At 65.0% G+C, this 17927-nt stretch carries 14 protein-coding genes; 5 read left to right on the plus strand and 9 right to left on the minus strand.

The window, feature by feature from the left end; all coding sequences use genetic code 11:
• Nucleotides 1-87: 87 nt before the first annotated feature.
• Genes oppB through DFP89_RS01525 form a run of 4 tightly spaced genes read left to right on the plus strand, consistent with a single transcriptional unit; the run spans nucleotide 88 to nucleotide 4019 of the window.
• Nucleotides 88-1005, plus strand: a complete 918-nt coding sequence (oppB, locus tag DFP89_RS01510) for an oligopeptide ABC transporter permease OppB (protein ID WP_114347607.1) — start codon at nucleotides 88-90, stop codon at nucleotides 1003-1005.
• A 3-nt stretch (nucleotides 1006-1008) separates the two neighbouring features.
• Nucleotides 1009-1932, plus strand: coding sequence for an ABC transporter permease subunit (locus DFP89_RS01515; RefSeq protein WP_114347608.1), 924 nt, complete (start codon nucleotides 1009-1011; stop codon nucleotides 1930-1932).
• Between the two features lies 1 nt (nucleotide 1933).
• Nucleotides 1934-3007 carry an oligopeptide/dipeptide ABC transporter ATP-binding protein gene (locus tag DFP89_RS01520; protein ID WP_114347609.1) on the plus strand — a complete coding sequence of 358 codons (1074 nt, stop codon included), beginning with the start codon at nucleotides 1934-1936 and terminating at the stop codon, nucleotides 3005-3007.
• Complete coding sequence (locus tag DFP89_RS01525) at nucleotides 2997-4019, plus strand: oligopeptide/dipeptide ABC transporter ATP-binding protein (RefSeq protein WP_114347610.1); 1023 nt, start codon at nucleotides 2997-2999, stop codon at nucleotides 4017-4019. Before DFP89_RS01520 ends, DFP89_RS01525 begins: the two co-directional genes overlap by 11 nt.
• Here DFP89_RS01525 and DFP89_RS01530 read toward each other — a convergent pair.
• From DFP89_RS01530 to acs, 8 genes are all read right to left on the minus strand, one after another.
• Nucleotides 4016-5971: a 3'-5' exonuclease gene (locus tag DFP89_RS01530; RefSeq protein ID WP_114347611.1), complete on the minus strand. Its 1956-nt coding sequence runs from the start codon at nucleotides 5969-5971 to the stop codon at nucleotides 4016-4018. The genes DFP89_RS01525 and DFP89_RS01530 overlap by 4 nt on opposite strands.
• Nucleotides 5965-6336: a response regulator transcription factor gene (locus DFP89_RS01535; protein ID WP_114347612.1), complete on the minus strand. Its 372-nt coding sequence runs from the start codon at nucleotides 6334-6336 to the stop codon at nucleotides 5965-5967. The genes DFP89_RS01530 and DFP89_RS01535 overlap by 7 nt, the downstream gene beginning before the upstream one ends.
• Complete coding sequence (locus DFP89_RS01540) at nucleotides 6336-6845, minus strand: hypothetical protein (protein ID WP_114347613.1); 510 nt, start codon at nucleotides 6843-6845, stop codon at nucleotides 6336-6338. Before DFP89_RS01540 ends, DFP89_RS01535 begins: the two co-directional genes overlap by 1 nt.
• Nucleotides 6842-8662, minus strand: coding sequence for a putative nucleotidyltransferase substrate binding domain-containing protein (locus DFP89_RS01545; RefSeq protein ID WP_114347614.1), 1821 nt, complete (start codon nucleotides 8660-8662; stop codon nucleotides 6842-6844). Before DFP89_RS01545 ends, DFP89_RS01540 begins: the two co-directional genes overlap by 4 nt.
• 52 nt (nucleotides 8663-8714) lie before the next feature.
• Complete coding sequence (locus DFP89_RS01550; protein ID WP_114347615.1) at nucleotides 8715-10523, minus strand: sodium:solute symporter family protein; 1809 nt, start codon at nucleotides 10521-10523, stop codon at nucleotides 8715-8717.
• Between the two features lie 3 nt (nucleotides 10524-10526).
• A complete protein-coding gene (locus DFP89_RS01555) occupies nucleotides 10527-10784 on the minus strand; it encodes a DUF4212 domain-containing protein (protein WP_114347616.1) in 258 nt (85 codons plus the stop codon).
• A gap of 124 nt (nucleotides 10785-10908) precedes the next feature.
• Nucleotides 10909-12750 (minus strand): MFS transporter, encoded by a 1842-nt coding sequence (locus tag DFP89_RS01560; RefSeq protein WP_220269791.1) that lies wholly within the window; start codon nucleotides 12748-12750, stop codon nucleotides 10909-10911.
• Nucleotides 12751-12819: 69 nt separating this feature from the next.
• Complete coding sequence (acs, locus tag DFP89_RS01565; RefSeq protein ID WP_114347617.1) at nucleotides 12820-14775, minus strand: acetate--CoA ligase; 1956 nt, start codon at nucleotides 14773-14775, stop codon at nucleotides 12820-12822.
• 260 nt (nucleotides 14776-15035) lie between these two features.
• Here acs and DFP89_RS01570 point away from each other — a divergent pair, with 260 nt between their 5' ends.
• Complete coding sequence (locus DFP89_RS01570; RefSeq protein ID WP_114347618.1) at nucleotides 15036-15521, plus strand: HugZ family pyridoxamine 5'-phosphate oxidase; 486 nt, start codon at nucleotides 15036-15038, stop codon at nucleotides 15519-15521.
• Between the two features lie 36 nt (nucleotides 15522-15557).
• Here the strand turns inward: DFP89_RS01570 and DFP89_RS01575 are convergent, their stop codons facing one another.
• Nucleotides 15558-17852 (minus strand): glycosyl hydrolase family 28-related protein, encoded by a 2295-nt coding sequence (locus tag DFP89_RS01575; RefSeq protein WP_114347619.1) that lies wholly within the window; start codon nucleotides 17850-17852, stop codon nucleotides 15558-15560.
• Nucleotides 17853-17927 lie beyond the last annotated feature (75 nt).

Genomic DNA, 17927 nt, shown 5'->3' on the forward strand with positions numbered 1-17927 from the left:
TTTCGGGGCCGTCCGCTCAGATGCGCTTATGCTTTACGGCAATTTTTGCCGAAACTGATTGTCCGGCACCTAATCGGGACCTTGTACATGTTCGGTTTCATCCTGCGACGGTTGGCCGTCGCCATTCCGACCCTGTTGTTGTTGATCGTTCTGTCATTTCTGCTGATGTATGCCGCCCCCGGTGGCCCCTTCACGCAAGAGCGCGCCCTGCCGCCGCAGGTGCTGGCCAATCTGAACGCGAAATACGGGCTGGACGATCCCTTGTGGCGCCAGATCGTCAATTACGTCTGGGGCATCGTCGCGCATTTCGATTTCGGCCCCAGTTTCATCTATCCCGACCGCTCGGTGAACCAGATCATTGCCGCCGGTTTCCCGATCACGCTGACCTATGGCGGCATCGCCTTTGTGGTCGCGGTCGCGGTCGGCGTCTCGCTGGGGGTCACCGCTGCGATCCGGCAAAACACCTGGCTGGATTATTGCGCCGTCGGCCTGTCGATCGGGGCGCAGGTGCTGCCGAATTTCGTCATGGCGCCGATCCTTGTGCTGGTCTTTACACTGTGGCTGGGCTGGCTGCCGGGCGGCGGCTGGGGCGGCCCGATCTTCTGGATCATGCCGGTGATCGCGCTTTCGACCAGCTTCATGGCTTCGATTGCGCGCATCACCCGCTCGTCCATGCTTGAGGTGCTGAGCTCAAACCACATCCGCACGGCACGGGCGAAGGGCTTGCCCGAACGCGCGGTGATCCTGCGCCACGCACTGAAACCGGCGATGTTGCCGGTGATCTCATATCTTGGACCGGCGTTTGTCACCATGATCACCGGCTCGGTCGTGGTGGACATGTATTTCTCGACCGGGGGGATCGGGCGCAGCTTCGTCGATTCGGCGCTGAACCGCGATTACGCGGTGATGATGGGGATCACCATCCTTGTCGGCGCGCTGACCATTCTTTTCAGTCTGGTGGTGGACCTGCTTTACGCATGGATCGACCCCAAGATCAGGTATTGAGCCATGATCGACAGCCAACAGATGCAATCGCTTGCCGCGCGCATGTCCGAGACCGAGGTCAAGGGCCGCAGCCCATGGGCCGATGCCCGCCGCCGCTTTCGCCGCAACAAGGCCGCCATGGTCAGCCTGTGCGTGCTGGCGCTGGTGGCGCTTTTCGCCATTTTCGGCAACACCCTTGCTGTCTGGTCGAACGAAGAGATGGACTTCAACGTCATCGGTCAGGCCGCGCAACTGGGCGCGCCCAGCCTTGAGAATGGCCATTACTTCGGCACCGACGATCTGGGCCGCGACCTCTTCTCGCGCACCGTGCAGGGCACGCAGGTCAGCCTGATGGTCGGACTGATCGGCGCGGCCATCGCCGTGATCGTGGGCACGCTTTACGGCGCCACCGCCGGTTATGTCGGCGGGCGGACGGACGCGATCATGATGCGCACCGTCGATATCCTGCTGGCCATCCCCTATATGTTCGTGCTGATCCTGCTTTTGGTGGTCTTTGGCCGCTCGCTCTCGATGCTGTTTCTGGGCATCGGCCTGATCTCATGGCTGGAAATGTCCAGAATCGTGCGCGGTCAGACCCTTAGCCTCAAGAACCGGGAATTTATCGAGGCCGCCCGCGCCACCGGCGTCCCGGCATGGAAGATCATCCTGCGCCATATCGTGCCGAATCTGCTGGGCGTCGTTGCGGTCTATGCCACGCTTCTGGTGCCGCTGATGATCCTGTCGGAAAGCTTCATCAGCTTTCTGGGCCTTGGCGTTCAGGAGCCTCTGACCTCATGGGGGGCGCTGATTTCCGAGGGGGCCGGGACAATGAACTACGGCACGCTGTGGCAACTGGCCTTTCCGCTGTTTTTCTTCTGCATCACGCTGTTTGCCTTTTTCTTCGTCGGCGACGGCTTGCGCGATGCCCTTGACCCGAAGGATCGCTGAGATGAGCCTGTTGGAAATCCGCGATCTGAACGTGCGTTTCGCCACCACCGATGGCGAGGTCTCGGCCGTCAACGGCATCAATCTGGACCTTGAACGGGGCGCGACGCTGGGCATCGTCGGCGAAAGCGGCTCGGGCAAAAGCCAGCTTTCCTTTGCGCTGATGGGGCTTTTGGCCAGGAACGGTCGCGCGACCGGCTCGGTCCGTTTCGACGGGACCGAGATCCTGAACGCGCCGCCTGCGGTTCTGAACAAGATCCGCGCCCGGCGCATCGCCATGGTCTTTCAGGACCCGATGACCAGCCTGAACCCCTATATGCGGGTCTCGGACCAGATGGCCGAGGTCCTGATGCTGCACAAGGGCATGGGCAAGGCGCAGGCGGTGGCGGAATCCGCCACCATGCTGGACGCGGTGAAAATCCCCGACGCGAAAGGCCGCATCCGGCTTTATCCGCACGAGTTTTCGGGCGGCATGCGGCAGCGGGTGATGATCGCCATGGCGCTGCTCTGCCGGCCCGACCTGCTGATCGCGGATGAGCCGACAACCGCGCTGGACGTCACCGTGCAGGCGCAGATCATGGAGCTTCTGGCCGATCTGCAGCGCGATTTCGGCATGGCGATGGTGCTGATCACCCATGATCTGGGCGTCATCGCCGGCTCGGCCGAACGCGTCATGGTCATGTATGGCGGCCGGGTGATGGAGCGGGCGTCCGTCGATCCGCTGTTCGCCGACCCCGCCCATCCCTATACGCAGGGCCTCTTGGCGGCGATCCCTCGCGTCGATCAAAAGGGCGACAAGCTTTCCGCCATTCCCGGCAGCCCGCCCAATATGACGCATCCGCCCGCCGGTTGCCCCTTTGCCCCGCGCTGCGCCTATCCGCTGGCGATCTGCCAGCAGGTCATGCCGCCCCTGCAAGGCTTTGCGCCGGGCCGCGAACGCGCCTGCCATGTCGAAATCGAGGTCGTGCGGGCCGGCCATGCGCCCCTGCCCGACCTGCCCGAACCCGCCGCCGCCGATCTGGACGAGGCGCAGCAGCTATCCGACCTCATCCCCGAGGAGAGCGCACATGACCGCTAAGCCGCTTTTGACCGCGCGCGATCTGCGCGTGACATTCGATCTGCCGGCGCCCGGAGGCATGCCCTGGACGAAGCCGCGCCAGCTTCACGCCGTGGGCGGCGTCGATTTCACCCTGATGCCGGGCGAGACGCTGGGCGTGGTGGGCGAATCCGGTTCCGGCAAATCGACGCTGGCGCGGGCGCTGATCGGGCTGGTGCCGGCGACGGGTCAGGCGGTCTGGCAGGACGGCACCGACCTGATCGGCCTGTCGCCCGGCAAGATGCTGAAATACCGCAGCGAAATCCAGATGGTGTTCCAGGACCCCTTGGCCAGCCTGAACCCGCGCATGACGGTGGGCCAGATCATCGCCGAACCCCTGACCACCCATCACAAGGGATTAAGCCGGACCGAGGTGAAAACCCGCGTCAAGGACATGATGGACCGCGTCGGCCTGTTGCCCAACCAGATCAACCGCTATCCGCACGAATTCTCCGGCGGCCAGTGCCAGCGCATCGGCATCGCCCGCGCCCTGATCGTCGAACCCAAGCTGGTGATCTGCGACGAGCCGGTCTCGGCGCTGGACGTATCCATTCAGGCGCAGGTCATCAACCTGCTGGCGGAACTTCAGCGCGATCTTGGGCTGGCCTTGATCTTCATCGCGCATGACCTGTCGGTGGTGAAGCATATCAGCAACCGGGTGCTGGTCATGTATCTGGGCCGAGTGATGGAGCTGGCCGAGGCGGAATCGCTTTATGCCAATCCCTGCCATCCCTATACGCAGGCGCTTTTGTCCGCTGTCCCGATCCCTGATCCGCAGTTGGAGCGCAAAAAGCGGATTATCCCGCTGAAGGGCGAGCTGCCTTCACCGATGAACCCGCCTTCGGGCTGCGTCTTCCGCACCCGCTGCCCGCGCGCGCAGGCGATCTGCGCCAGCGAACGCCCGGCATTGCGGGGCCGTGCGCATCTGACCGCCTGCCATTTCCCCGGCCCGCTGCCACCCGAGGAACTGACGTCCTTTGCACAAAGCGCCTAGCGCGGGATATTGTTGGCATCCGCGATCAGGCGCCGGTGCCGCCGGGCCTCGTCGCGGACCCGGTCCAGATCGCCCAGGCCCTTGGCGGCCAGAGCCGGGATCAGCCGCAGGAATATCTCGGCTGTCGCCTCGGCATCGCCCATGGCGGTGTGGCGCCGGTCGGGCGGAATGACGACGCCCAGCCGCTCGGCCAGCGCATCCAGCGCGTGCGGTGCCGATTGCCCCCAAAGCATCGCCGAAAGCAGCACCGTATCGAGCACCCGATTGGGAAACTCGATCCCGGTTTCGCGCGCGGCCGACCGCAGCAAGCCCATGTCGAAGGGGGCGTTATGGGCGACCAGCACGGCATCCTCGGCGAAATGGTGGAAGGCGCGCAGGGCCTCGGTCATCTCCGGGGCGCCAGCGACCATGGCATCGGTGATGCCGTGAATTTTGGTCGAGCCGGGCGGGATCGGACGCCCCGGATTGACCAGCGTCTCGAAGCGTTCGCCGGTCAGGCGCCCGGCCATGATCCGCAGCCCGGCGATCTGGACGATGCGGTCATTCGGGCTAAGCCCGGTGGCCTCGGTGTCAAAGACCACGCAGGTCAGGCCCGCCAGCGTTTCGTCGCCCGTGGCCATGAGCGTCTGATAGGTCAGCTCGGGCGCGATCTCGCAGATATCGGCGCGGGCTGGCAGCGGCATGACGATGCGCCCGCCGCCGCGCTGCGCCTCGGTCCAGAGGCCGGTGCCCAGCTCGGCGGCGATCGCGGTACCGCTTTCGCCGGGCCGGTCCGGGTCGGGCGCCCAGGCCAGCCATTGATCCAGCTGCGCCATCGACAGCGCCGGCCCCTGCCAGACCAACGAGACCAGCGCCTCGCCCGAGGACTCGCCCCCCGCCAGCCCCTCGCCGGCGGCGATCTCCAGCGAGGCCAGCCGGCCGCTGGTGCGCAGCCGCGCCGCCAGATCGCTGAGCAGCGCCGCCAGCGCCCCGCCATCGGCCTTGAGACACAGATCGGCGATCTCGCCCAGCAGCACCCCCTCGACCGAGGCGGCCAGCGCGCGGGCATCGACCTGTGCGGCGCCATGGTCGGGGCCAAGCGCGCGCAGGGCGGCAATCAGCGCCGCCCCCTCGGCCCGGATCGCGGCGCGGACCTCGGGCGGCAGGGCGTCCTGCGCGGCATCCAGCATCGGCACCAGCGTCGCGGCATGGCGGCGCAGGCTTTCCAGCGCCTCGGCCCGACGCGGCGCGGCGGGCGGGCGCAGGATCAGGACCCGGCCCGAACCCGCCGCGCGCATCCGCCCGGTCAGCCGCCGGCCATCGCGGGTCAGCACGGTCAGATCGGTGGCCATATGGGTGCTGGATTCCAGCCGGCGTTCGGCCGCGTTCAGCGCGGCGGGGCGCAAATGGCGCATCAGCTGACGCCCCAGGACCAGACCCGGCAGTTCCTGCCGCGCGGCGGCGTTGAAAAACACCACCCGCCCGTCGGCATCCGACATCAGCGCCGCCGCCCCGATATCCGAGAGGACGCTTTCCAGCATCGCCTTGTCGCGGGCAAGCTCATCGACATGGACCTGAACCGCCTCAGCCAAGGCCTCGGCGGAACGGGCGCGGGCCTCGGCCGCCTCGCGCGCGGCGGGGGCCAGATCGGCCAGATAGCGCCCCTCGGCGGCATCGGGGGCGGCGCCGGTGCGCAACCCGCCGGCCAGGGTTTCGATCGGCCGGGCGACGTTCTGGTCGAACAGGAACCAGACCCAGACTACCAGCGCCAGCGTGCCAAAAATGCTGATGGCCGCCGCGGCCATCAGCGCTCCGGTGGCACCGGGTGTGGCATCGCTCATGAAATTGACGCCCGCCCCGGCCAGCCGCCGCCACGCGACCAGCAGCGCCCCCGCCAGGACCACAAGCAGCCCCGCAGCCAACGCGGCAAAGATCAGAAATACCCGCAACCGCAGGGACAGCCGGTTCAGCATGGCAGAGCAAGCAGCCGGGCGATCTCGCTGCGCAATTCGGACAGCTCAAAGGGTTTGGCCAGGAAGCCATCGGCGCCAAGCGCCAGCCCCTTCTTGCGTTCGATGACCGAGCCGCGCGCCGTCATCATCAGCACCCGCACATCGCGCAGGCTGGGATCGGCGCGCATCTCTTCGACGATCTGATAGCCCGAAACATCGGGCAGCATGATGTCCAGAAGCACCAGATCGGGGCGGTCCTGCCGAATCGCCGCCAGCACGTTGCGGCCCGAGGCAAGGCGGCTGTGGCTATGGCCATCGCGCGTCATCAGAAATTCCAGTGCGACGGCGATATTGTCCTCGTCCTCGACGATCAGGATGCGCGCCATCACCCCTCCTTGCCGCAGATCGCGGCGAATGCCGGATCGCCCGTGCCGGGGCGCCAGTCGCTGGCACGGTCCTCGGCCACGGCGCGCAGCCGGGCCCCCGCGCAATCGAAATCCAGCGTCACATAGCGCGTCGGCTGCCAGCGCTCGACAAAGAGCACCTGCCCGCGCCTGAGACCTTCTGTCTCACCGCTGAGGCCGGCGCGGTCGATGGCGGCAAAGCGGTTCACCACCGGCACCACGAATGCCCAGGGCCGCCAGGCCTTGCCGCCACTGCCGGTTTCCAGAACCTCGACCGTGTCGGGCAGCTGGCCGGTGACGCGGCCATACCAGCTGTATTCGTTCCAGATGGTAAAGCTGAGCATGCCCAGCCCGACCGCCGCCGGCAGGATCCAGCGCGGCAGCTCCAGCCCCAGCTTGCGCAGCGCATGCATGCCCGCAAAGGCCAGCGCCGCGACGCCCACCCCGACGGCGAACATGCCGATGATATCCCAGGCCATTCCGCTCATCATCCGAGAGCTCCTTTTCCATGGCCCACGGCCGATTGCATGGTGCGCAGGACGACAAAGGCGTCGCGCAGGTGGCTGCGTTCGAAATCCGGCAGGTCAGATGGCGCCAGAAAATTGTCCGGCCTCAAGCCGGCGCGGATGCGGCGGGCCTGATGCTCCAGCCGGTGCGACTGGATCAGGTCATAGGCCGCGATCAGGTCCCGCGCGCCTGAGGCCGAGATCGCCCCCGCCTCGCCCGCCGCGACCAGCCGGGCGCGGGTATTGACCGGCGCAAGCCCCGCCTGCAGGGCATAGACCCGGCCCAGATCGGTGACCGGCACGACCCCGTTCATCTTCATGTCAATCTGGTTGCGATGCTCGCCCGAGCGGATGGTGGCAAAGCCGCCGATCAGGCCCAGAGGCGGGCGGTGCTTCAGGGAATTGGCGATCATATGGGCAACAAAGATCGAATTGCGTCCCGCCGCCGCCAGCGTCTCGGCCTGCAAGGCACGCAAAAGGCTGGTGTCGCCGGCGATGCCGCGCAGATCGAACATGACCGAGGCCAGCATCTGCGCCTCGGGGCTGGGGCGGTCGATCCAGCCGCGGAAATAGCCCTGCCAGACCTCAAGCGGCTGACGCCAGCGCGGGTTGGTGGCCATCATCTCGCCGGGGCAATAGACATAGCCCGCCGTGTTCAGCCCGTCGCAGACAAAGCGCGCGAGACCTGTAAACCACGGATGGTCGGGGTCCATGCCGGGGCCAAGGATCAGGCAATTGTCCTGATCGGAAATGCCGGTCTGCTCCTGCCGCCCCTGACTGCCGCAGGCCGCCCAGAGCCAGGGGCCGGGCGCCGGGCCCAGTTCCGCCTCGGCCAAGACCAGCAGACGGCGGGTGACGGCATCGGCGATATCGGTGATCTGGCGGGTGATGATCTCGTGACGCTGGCTGGCGGCGACCAGCGCCAGCAGCAGCTCGGGGATGCGGGCGGTCGCCTCGGCCAGAGCCTTGCTGTCGGGCGCAGCGGCGATCTCGCGCATCAGGACCGAGCCCGAGACCGCCTGCACCCGCGTCAGGTCGGTCTGGGTGATCATGCCGACCAGCCGCCCGCCCTCGGTGATCGGCAGATGGCCGATGCGGCGCTCGGCCATGATGCCCAGCACATCGGCACCAAGCGCCTGCGGGGCCAGCGTCAGCGGGTCCGCCGTCATGATCGCCCGCACCGGATCGGTGCCGGGGCGGCCCTCGGCCACGACCTTGTTCGACATGTCGCGCAGGGTGACGATGCCCAGAAGCGCGCCGTCGCCATCGGTCACCCCCAGAGACGAGACATGCGCCGCGCGCATGATCCGCGCGGCCTCGGCAATCGGGGTCTCGGGGGGGCAGGTCACCGGCCTGCGCCCCGCCAGCAGGTCGGCGACGCTGAGATCGGCGAATTGCGCGCCCGCGCTCTGCGCCTCGCGCCCGGTGCCACGATTGAAAAAGCGCGAAAAGGCCGCGTTCGCGCCCAGCAGGCGGCGGAATTCGCGCGCCTCAAGCATCAGGATCGGACCGCCGCGCGAGACGCGGGCATTGGTCGCGGCATGGCCGTCGCGCATCAGCCCGCGCTCGCCGAAGCTGTTGCCGCGGCCAAGGGTCGAGACCGGGGCGCCGGCGCGGTCGGTCACCTCGACCCCGGCATCCTCGATCAGGAAGATGCCCTCCAGCGCCTCGCCATGGCGATAGACGGTTTCGCCCGCCTGCCAGTCCCTGCGGCTGAAAAAGCTGGCGACGCGCGCCAGCTCGTCCCGCGACAGGGCGTCGTAAGGGTGAATGGTGGACAGGAATTTGACGATCTGGGACATGTTCGCCTTCGGGTCAAAGGTGGCCGCGCCCCGAAAGGCGCGGCCTTTTGACTTAGTGATGGGTGGCCGCGCCGGCGCCTTTCGGCACGCGGATCGATTCCACCAGTTCCTGCACATGCGCGGGCGGCTCTTCGGTCGCGCCCGAGACGATATAGGCCACGGCAAAGTTGATCGCCGCGCCCACCACGCCGAAGGATGCCGGCGCGATGCCGAAGATCCAGTTGGCGGCGGTGTCTTCCAGCATGTTGGTGCCGGCGATGAAGAACCAGCCCTTGTAGGTGAAGATATAGACCAGCGTCGAGATCATGCCCGCGATCATTCCCCAGATCGCGCCCTGCTTGTTCACGCGCTTGGAGAAGATGCCCATCATCAGCACCGGGAAGATCGAGCTGGCGGCAAGGCCAAAGGCCAGCGCCACTGTCTGCGCGGCAAAGCCCGGCGGGTTCAGACCCAGAAGCGTTGCCACAAGGATCGACACCCCCATCGAGATCCGCGCCGCCAGCAGCTCGGATTTCTCGGAGATGCCGGGGTTGATCGCGCCCTTGATCAGGTCGTGGCTGACCGCGCCCGAGATTGCCAGCAACAGGCCCGCCGCCGTGGACAGCGCCGCCGCCAGACCGCCTGCGGCGACGATGGCGATGACCCAGCCGGGAAGGTTGGCGATTTCGGGATTGGCCAGAACCATGATGTCATTGCTGACCGTCGGCAGTTCATTGCCCTTGAGCCCCTGCGCGGCGGCCATTTCGGCGGCCGGCCCCTCGGTGGCCTTGTCGTTGTAATACTGGATCAACCCGTCGCCGTTCAGGTCCTCCCATTTCAAAAGGCCGGTCTTGGCCCAGGTCCGCATCCAGTTCAGTTCGGGTTTCGTCTCGATATCGGCCAGCGACACGGCCGGCTGCGAATAGGTTTCGCCGGTCGCGGCACCGGGCCACATGGTGGTCGAAAGGTTCAGACGCGCCATCGAGCCGACCGCTGGGGCGACCGTATAAAGCAGCGCGATAAAGACCAGCGCCCAGCCCGCCGAGGACCGCGCATCCGACACCTTCGGCACGGTGAAGAAGCGGATGATAACATGGGGCAGGCCCGCCGTGCCGATCATCAGCGCCAGCGTGAACAGCACCATGTTCAGGGTCGAGCCGTTATGCTCGGTATAGGCCTTGAAGCCCAGATCGGTCACGACCTGATCGAGCTTGGTCAGGAACTCCATCCCCGAGCCGTCATGGCTGCCAAAGAGGCCCAGCTGCGGCAGGAAATTGCTGGTCAGAGCCAGCGAGATAAAGACCGCCGGGATCGTATAGGCGATGATCAGCACGATATATTGCGCGACCTGCGTATAGGTCACGCCCTTCATGCCGCCCAGAACCGCATAGGCGAACACGACCGCCGCGCCGATCCACAACCCGGTTTCCTTGCTGACCTCGAGATAGCGGGCGAAGGTGATGCCGACGCCCTCCATCTGGCCGATCACATAGGTGATCGAGATGATCAGCAGGCAGATCACGCCGATGATTCGCGCGGTCTTGGAATAGAAGCGGTCGCCGATGAATTCCGGCACGGTGAACTTGCCGAACTTGCGCAGATAAGGCGCGAGCAGCATCGCCAGCAGCACATAGCCCCCGGTCCAGCCCATAAGGTAGGTCGAGTTGTCATAGCCGGTAAAGGCGATCAGCCCGGCCATCGAGATGAAGCTGGCGGCCGACATCCAGTCGGCGGCGGTGGCCATGCCGTTCATCACCGGATGCACGCCCCGGTTCGCCGCATAGAATTCCGCGGTCGAGCCGGCGCGGGCCCAGATCGCGATGCCGAAATAAAGCGCGAAGGACGCGCCGATGAAGATCAGGTTAAGCGTGAACTGGTCCATGGCCTATTCCTCGACGCCATGGTCGCGGTCCAGCTTGTTCATCCATGCCGCATAGACGAAAATCAGCACGATGAAGACCAGGATCGAACCCTGTTGCGCGAACCAGAAGCCCAGATCCGAGCCTCCGACCTTGATGCCCGACACCAGCGGACGCAGCAGAATGCCAAATCCGTAGGATACCAGTGCCCAGATGGCCATGCAGATCCAGATGATCCGCACATTGGCCCGCCAATAGGCGTTTGCGGCCTGTTTGTCGTTCATGTCCTTCGTCCTCCTCATTCAGTTGCAGGCGCCGCCATTTTGGTTCGCCGCGCCCGGTCCCGGCGGCGGGGACGGGCAAGCCCAAAAGGCCCCGGCACTTTCGCGCCGGGGCCTTGTGTTTCGATCACCAGCCCTTCGAGTCCGGTGCGTCCTTGTAGCCCGATTGGTGGACCTGATGCTCAGGATCGTCACCGAACAGGCTGCGGCGGTGGCCGTTGTTCGACACGAAGATCAGCCCGATCACCACCGTCATCACCGCGACCACGATCGCATACCACAGGCCAGCGTAGATATTGCCGGACTGGGCCGAGATCGCGAAGGCGGTCGCCGGAAGCAGACCCCCGAACCAGCCGTTGCCGATGTGATAGGGCAGCGACATGCCGGAATAGCGGATCCGAGTCGGGAACATTTCGACGAGTGCTGCGGCCATCGGGCCATAGACCATCGTGACCAGCACGATCAGATAGGTCATCAGCAGCACCAGCTTCATGTTCTGGGCCTTGAAGATGTCGAAGAAATGGTCCGCCTTGGCGACCGTGGTATTGGTCTTGGGATCGATCGGATAGCCGGCCGTGGTCAGGGCGGCGTTCACCGTTTTCTCATAGGCGGATTTCGCGGCCTTCAGCTCGTCACCGGTCAGCGTCCCGTCATAGACCGGGATCGCGGTTCCGGCGATGGTGACGGTCGTCGGCGTGCCCGCCGGCGCGTCCACCGAAGTATAGTTCACCGACGACTTGGCCAGCATCGCCTTGGCGATGTCGCAGGGCGAGGTGAACTTGGCGGTTCCGGTCGGGTTGAACTGGAACGAGCAGGTCTCGGGATCGGCGCTGACGCTGATCTCGGTATTGGCCTGCGCATTGGCCAGCGCCGGGTTGGCGGTTTCGGTGATCGCCTTGAAGACCGGGAAGTAGGTCAGCGCGGCCAGCGCGCAACCTGCCAGGATGATCGGCTTGCGCCCGATCCTGTCCGAAAGCGAGCCGAAGAACACGAAGCCCGCAGTGCCCAGGATCAGCGACCATGCCACCAGCACGTTCGAGGTGAACTGGTCCAGCTTGACGACGTTGTTGATGAAGAACAGCGCGTAGAACTGGCCCGAATACCAGACCACCGCCTGCCCCGCGACCAGACCGAACAGCGCGATCAGGGCGATCTTGGCGTTTTTCCACTGGCCGAAGGCTTCCTTCAGCGGTGCCTTGGACTGGGTGCCCTCTTCCTTCATGTGCTTGAAGGCCGGGCTTTCTTCCATTTGCAGCCGGATATAAAGCGAGATCAGCAAGAGGAAGATCGAGCCCAGGAACGGAATGCGCCAGCCCCAGGCCTTGAAGGGCTCAAGCATGACCTGCGCGCCATCCGGACCCAGAAGCGGCTCGCCATTCGAGAATTGCGGCACGGGTTCGTAATTGCCGTTCACATAGGATTGCACCAGCAGGATGATGACCAGCGACAGGAGCAGACCCATGGTCGCCGTGGTCTGGATCCAGCTGGTGTAATAGCCGCGGCGGTTCATCGGCGCGTGTTCGGCCACATAGGTCGCCGCACCGCCATATTCGCCGCCAAGCGCCAGGCCCTGCAGCATGCGCAGCACGATCAGGATGATCGGCGCGGCCATGCCCCAGCTTTCATAACCGGGCAACAGACCGACGATGAAGGTCGACAGGCCCATGATCATGATGGTCATGAGGAAGGTGTATTTGCGCCCGACCAGATCGCCGAGCGAGCCGAAGACCAGCGCGCCAAAGGGGCGCACGATGAAGCCGGCAGCGAATGCCAGCAGCGCGAACACGTTCCGGGTCGCTTCCGGGAACGAGGTGAAGAACTGGGCGCCGATGATCGCCGCCAGCGATCCGTAGAGGTAGAAATCATACCACTCGAAAACAGTGCCCAGCGAAGACGCGAGGATGACTTTCTTTTCCTCGCGCGTCATCGGCCGCGAGCGGTCGATATCATGTGCTTCGGTAACTGCCATTTATGTTCTTTGGCTCCTGTTGGAACGCGCGGGCGGGATGCCCACGCGAGGGTGTCGACGGACCGGGGTTCAGCCCCGGTTCATGCGGTTGGCAATCAGGTCGTCGACGACGCCGGGATCGGCCAGCGTCGAGATGTCCCCTAGGGCGCCGAAATCGTCTTCGGCGATCTTGCGCAGGATGCGGCGCATGATCTTGCCCGAGCGGGTCTTGGGCAATCCGGGTGCCCACTGGATCAGGTCTGGCTTGGCGATGGGGCCAATCTCGGTCCGGACCCAGGTTTCCAATTCCTTGCGCAGCTCGTCGCTGGGCTCGACCCCGTTCATCAGCGTGACATAGGCATAGATGCCCTGCCCCTTGAGCGGGTGCGGATAGCCCACGACGGCGGATTCGGCGACTTTCGGATGGGCGACCAGCGCCGATTCCACCTCGGCCGTGCCCATGCGGTGGCCGCTGACGTTGATGACGTCATCGACGCGGCCGGTGATCCAGTAATAGCCGTCCTGGTCGCGGCGGCAGCCGTCGCCGGTAAAGTAATAGCCGGGATATTGCTGGAAATAGGTCTCCATGAAGCGTTCATGATCACCCCAGACGGTGCGCATCTGCCCCGGCCAGCTGTCGCCGATGCACAGCACCCCCTCGACGCCGTTGCCCTGCTGGATCTCGCCGCTGGCGGCATCCAGCACCACCGGCTTGACGCCAAAGAAAGGCAGCGTGGCCGAGCCGGGCTTGGTCTCGATGGCGCCGGGCAGCGCGGTGATCATGTGGCCGCCGGTCTCGGTCTGCCACCAGGTGTCGACGATCGGGCAACGGCCCTTGCCGACATATTTGTCGTACCAGTTCCAGGCCTCGGGGTTGATCGGCTCGCCGACCGAGCCCAGGACGCGCAGGCTGGAAAGGTCGTATTTCTCGACCCATTCCGGGCCCTGCCCCATCAGCGCGCGGATGGCGGTGGGGGCGGTGTAGAACTGATTGACCTGATGCTTGTCGCAGACTGCCCAGAAGCGGCCGGCATCGGGATAGCTGGGCACGCCCTCGAACATCAGGGTGGTGGCGCCATTGGCCAGCGGGCCATAGACGATATAGCTGTGCCCGGTGACCCAGCCCACATCGGCTGTGCACCAGAAGATGTCGCCGTCCTTGTAGTCAAAGACATATTCATGGGTCATCGCGGCAAAGGCCAGATAGCCGCCGGTGGTATGCACCACCCCCTTGGGCTTGCCGGTCGATCCCGAGGTGTAAAGGATGAACAGCGGGTCCTCGGCATTCATCGGGCGCGGCGGGCAGTCGGGGCTGACCTGCTCCATCATCGCCAGCACTTCGACGTCGCGGCCGTCGACCCAGGTGGTCTGATCGCCCGTATGCTTGACGACAAGACAGCGCACCCGGTCCGAGCAATGCAAGAGCGCCGCGTCGGTATTCGACTTCAGCCCGGTGCGGCGGCCGCCGCGCGGCGCGGTATCGGCGGTGATGACCAGTTTCGCGCCGGAATCGTTGATGCGGTTCGCCAGCGCGTCCGGCGAGAAGCCGGCAAAGACGATGGAATGGATCGCCCCGATCCGCGCGCAGGCCAGCATCGCATAGGCCGCCTCGGGGATCATCGGCAGATAGATCACCACCCGGTCGCCGCGCATCACGCCCTGCGACAGCAGCACATTGGCCATGCGGTTCACCTTGTCCGACAGCTCGGCATAGGTGATGTGGCGGGCGGGCGCGTTCGGGTCATCGGGCTCGAAGATGATCGCGGTCTGGTTGGCGCGGGTCGGCAGATGCCGGTCGACGCAGTTCACGCTGGCATTCAGCACACCGTCCTCGAACCACTTGATCGAGACCTTGCCCAGGCTGAAATCGGTGTTCTTGACCTTGGTATAGGGCTCGATCCAGTCCAGCCGCTTGCCCTCGCGCCCCCAGAACCCCACCGGGTCCGAGATCGATTCGGCATAGAGGCGGTCATAATCCGCCGGCTGGACACGGGCATTCCCGAAACCGGGCGGTATCGGATGTTTGGCAAGGTTTTCAACGGACATGGCTGGCCTCCTCTATTCGCGACAGGGTTTCACCGGGGGCGCCCGCACTCGTCTTGAAGTGCCCGCGACGGCTTGCGAAACCATCTTGCGCGGAAAGTTAATACAATTTCATAATTCTCGTAAACTGTTTTTTTACAACGAGAATTCTGTAAATTTATTGACCTTCCACAGGTGGTTTTTGTAAATCGTTCACAGGAATGTCAGCGCGCCCCTATAAGGACGATACCGAATGAACCCGTTGGCGCCATGAGAAATCCACCATGAAACCAGACCCGATCCGACCGACCGACGACGAGGCACGCACGCTGGCGCGGCGCCTGCTTGCCACGATGCGCCACGCAAGCCTTGGCACGCTCGACGCCGAAAACGGTCTGCCGCTGGTGACGCGCATCGCGGTCCAGACCGACACGGATGGCACGCCGCTGGCGCTGCTGTCGGGGCTGGCCGCGCATAGCCGGGCGCTGGCCCGCGATCCGCGCGCCGGGCTGCTGGTCGCGGATGAGCCGGGCCGGGGCGATGCCATGACCCATGCACGGCTGTCGGTGATGGGGCGCGCGGTGTCGGCGGCGGCGGATGCCGAACGCAAGGCGCGCTGGCTGGCCCATGACCCCAAGGCCAGGATCTATATCGACCTGCCCGATTTCAGCTTCTGGCGGATCGAGCCGGTCTCGGGGCTTTTGAATGCCGGGTTTGGACAGGCCTACCGCCTGACACCCGCGGACATGCTGAAGCCCCCGGCGGAATGACCGCCGGGGGCTTTTCTGCATCGATCCGGGTCAGGATCAGTCGGGGTTGTCGACCCGGACCCTGAAGCTCAGGCTGCCCTTGGTGGGCGTGGTCCAGTTGAAGGCGACCTGGCGCCCGGTCGTACCCAGCTGCGTCTGCACCCAGGGCATTTCCGAGATCCGGGCGCCGGCGCTGTTGGTGATCGGACTGCGCGCGATGACCGATTCGATGTTGCGCGCCTGGCCGTTGAACGGCAGTTGCGCATTGATCGTCAGCACCCAGCGGCTGGCGGCCGTGGCCTGGGTATGGCTGATGTCCACGGGGTTCGCGACATAGGTGTTCACGCCATTGAAGGTATTGCCCTGGAACTGGATATTGCGCATGCGCTGGTAGTTCAGGTCGGCAAAGGTCGTATCCACCTTTTCGATGCGCTGGATCTTGTTGTTCAGCGACTTGAACACGTTGCCCATGACCGACATGCCATGGACGAAATGCCCGGTGCCGTAGGGTTTGACCACCAGCCAGCTGAAGCCCAGCGTGGTGTTGGACACAAGGAAGGTATTGCCGGTAATCGTCAGACCGCCAAAGGAATATTCGTTCTCGCCGAAATCCGGATAGGGGTTGTGCTCGTTGGTCCACTCGATCGAGCAGTTGTCGATGTAGTTCCCGGTGATGTTGCACTGGACATTGGGCTGGGTCAGGACCAGACCGCCGAAACGCACGCCGTTCTGGGCTCTGTCGCCCTGGAACCAGTGATTGCCCTCGATGATATGCCCGCCGCCGGCCGCCACCATGAAATGCGCGAAGCGGACAAAGCGGTTGTGGTGGATCTTGGCGTCGTTGTTGTTGATGTTCAGCGCGATCGTGGTGCGGTGCTGGGCCAGATCCTCCATCTCGTCCGAAAGGAAGTCGCAGCGCGCCAGCAGCAGGCCCTGGCAGGCCGAGCCGATCGAGGTGATGCCGCGATCCTTTGGCCGGGTGAAATAGCAGTCGCGGAAGCAGTTCATGTTGCCGGTCTTGGCCAGCATGACGCCGCTGGCCTTGCCGTCCAGCACGAATTCGACATCGTCGAAATTGAACCGGCTGAGATGCTCCATGTCCGAGAAGTCGAAGGCGTAGCGATAGCGCTGGAAGGTGTAGCTGCGCGTTCCGGCGCCACCGTAAAGCGCCTGCGACAGGGTCAGCGTGCGCGCGGCGACGTTCTTGCCCAGCACATAGACCTCGCGCCCGACGCCATTGCCGCTGATGCGGGCGCCGATCTCGATATTGGCGACATTGGCGACATTGCTCAGGGTCAGGGCCTGCGCCGGATCATAGGTGCCGCTCGAGGTGACGGTGGTCGTATTCCAGGCCGGACCGGGCACGGCAGAGATCTGGCCGTTGGTGATGACGCGGCGGTTGGCGAATGCGGTCAGGCCCGGTGCCGATCCGGGAATGGTGATCGGCTCGCTCAGATGCACGCAGCGCCCGCCCAGATCCAGAACGCTATGGTCGGTATAGCCGAACAGTGCCTGTATCGCGCGCTTCATCGCCTCGGTCTCGTCGCCGAAGGCCGCGGCATAGGTCGGGAAATCGAAGCTGCGCATCAGTGCCAGCCGGGCGGTGCGCGGCATCCGAAGCGTGCCGACGAAACGGACCGAGGCGCCAATGCTGAGGCTGGAGCCGATGTAATACTGGCCCTCGGGCACCAGAACCGTGCTGTTGCCGGCCGCCCGGTCGGCGGCGAGGAATGCCGCGTGGTTGTCCGTCACGCCGTCGCCGACCGCGCCGAAATCGCGGACATCGACCCAGTCCAGCATGCTGGGCAGGAAGGCGGCGGTGACATCCTCGATCACCATGTTCTCGATGCGGATCGAACCGCCGTTATCGCCGATCAGGTCCAGCCCGAAATGCCCGAAGGTGGCGTCGCGGCCCCAGGGCATGTCGACGCCTTCGCGCCGCCCCGAGCCGACAATGGCCGTGACCTCGACGACCTGGCCATAGCCCGGCAAGGTCACGACGGGACCCAGCTGGTTCACCCGGGTGATGTTTTCGCCGCTGGCATCGCCCGCAAAGGCGGCGATGCGCACCTGCGGCAGGTTTCCGGCGATGGCCTTGACGCGGGCCGAGATGCGCAGGTAGTTGCCCGGGTTCATCGGCGTGCGCCGCATGTAGCGGATCGAGGTCGTGGTCTCGAGCTTGAGGATTTCCAGGCAGGTGCTGAAATCCTCGTCCGCCGGAACGATGGCCGCATTTGCCGCGCCCGACCAGGTCGGCGATCCGGCCCTGCCGTCGGTCCGCGACCACAAGTTCAGCCCCGCCTGAAACGGACGCGGCATCAATGCCTGATTGCCGATAATCGCTATGGTCATGCCAAATTTCCCCTATCCAGATCCGCGGGGCAGAACTCCACGCGCTCCGTTAGGAATTTGGCAATCTCTTGTTAA

The sequence above is a fragment of the Paracoccus lutimaris genome, from assembly GCF_003337565.1.
GTDB lineage: Bacteria > Pseudomonadota > Alphaproteobacteria > Rhodobacterales > Rhodobacteraceae > Paracoccus > Paracoccus lutimaris.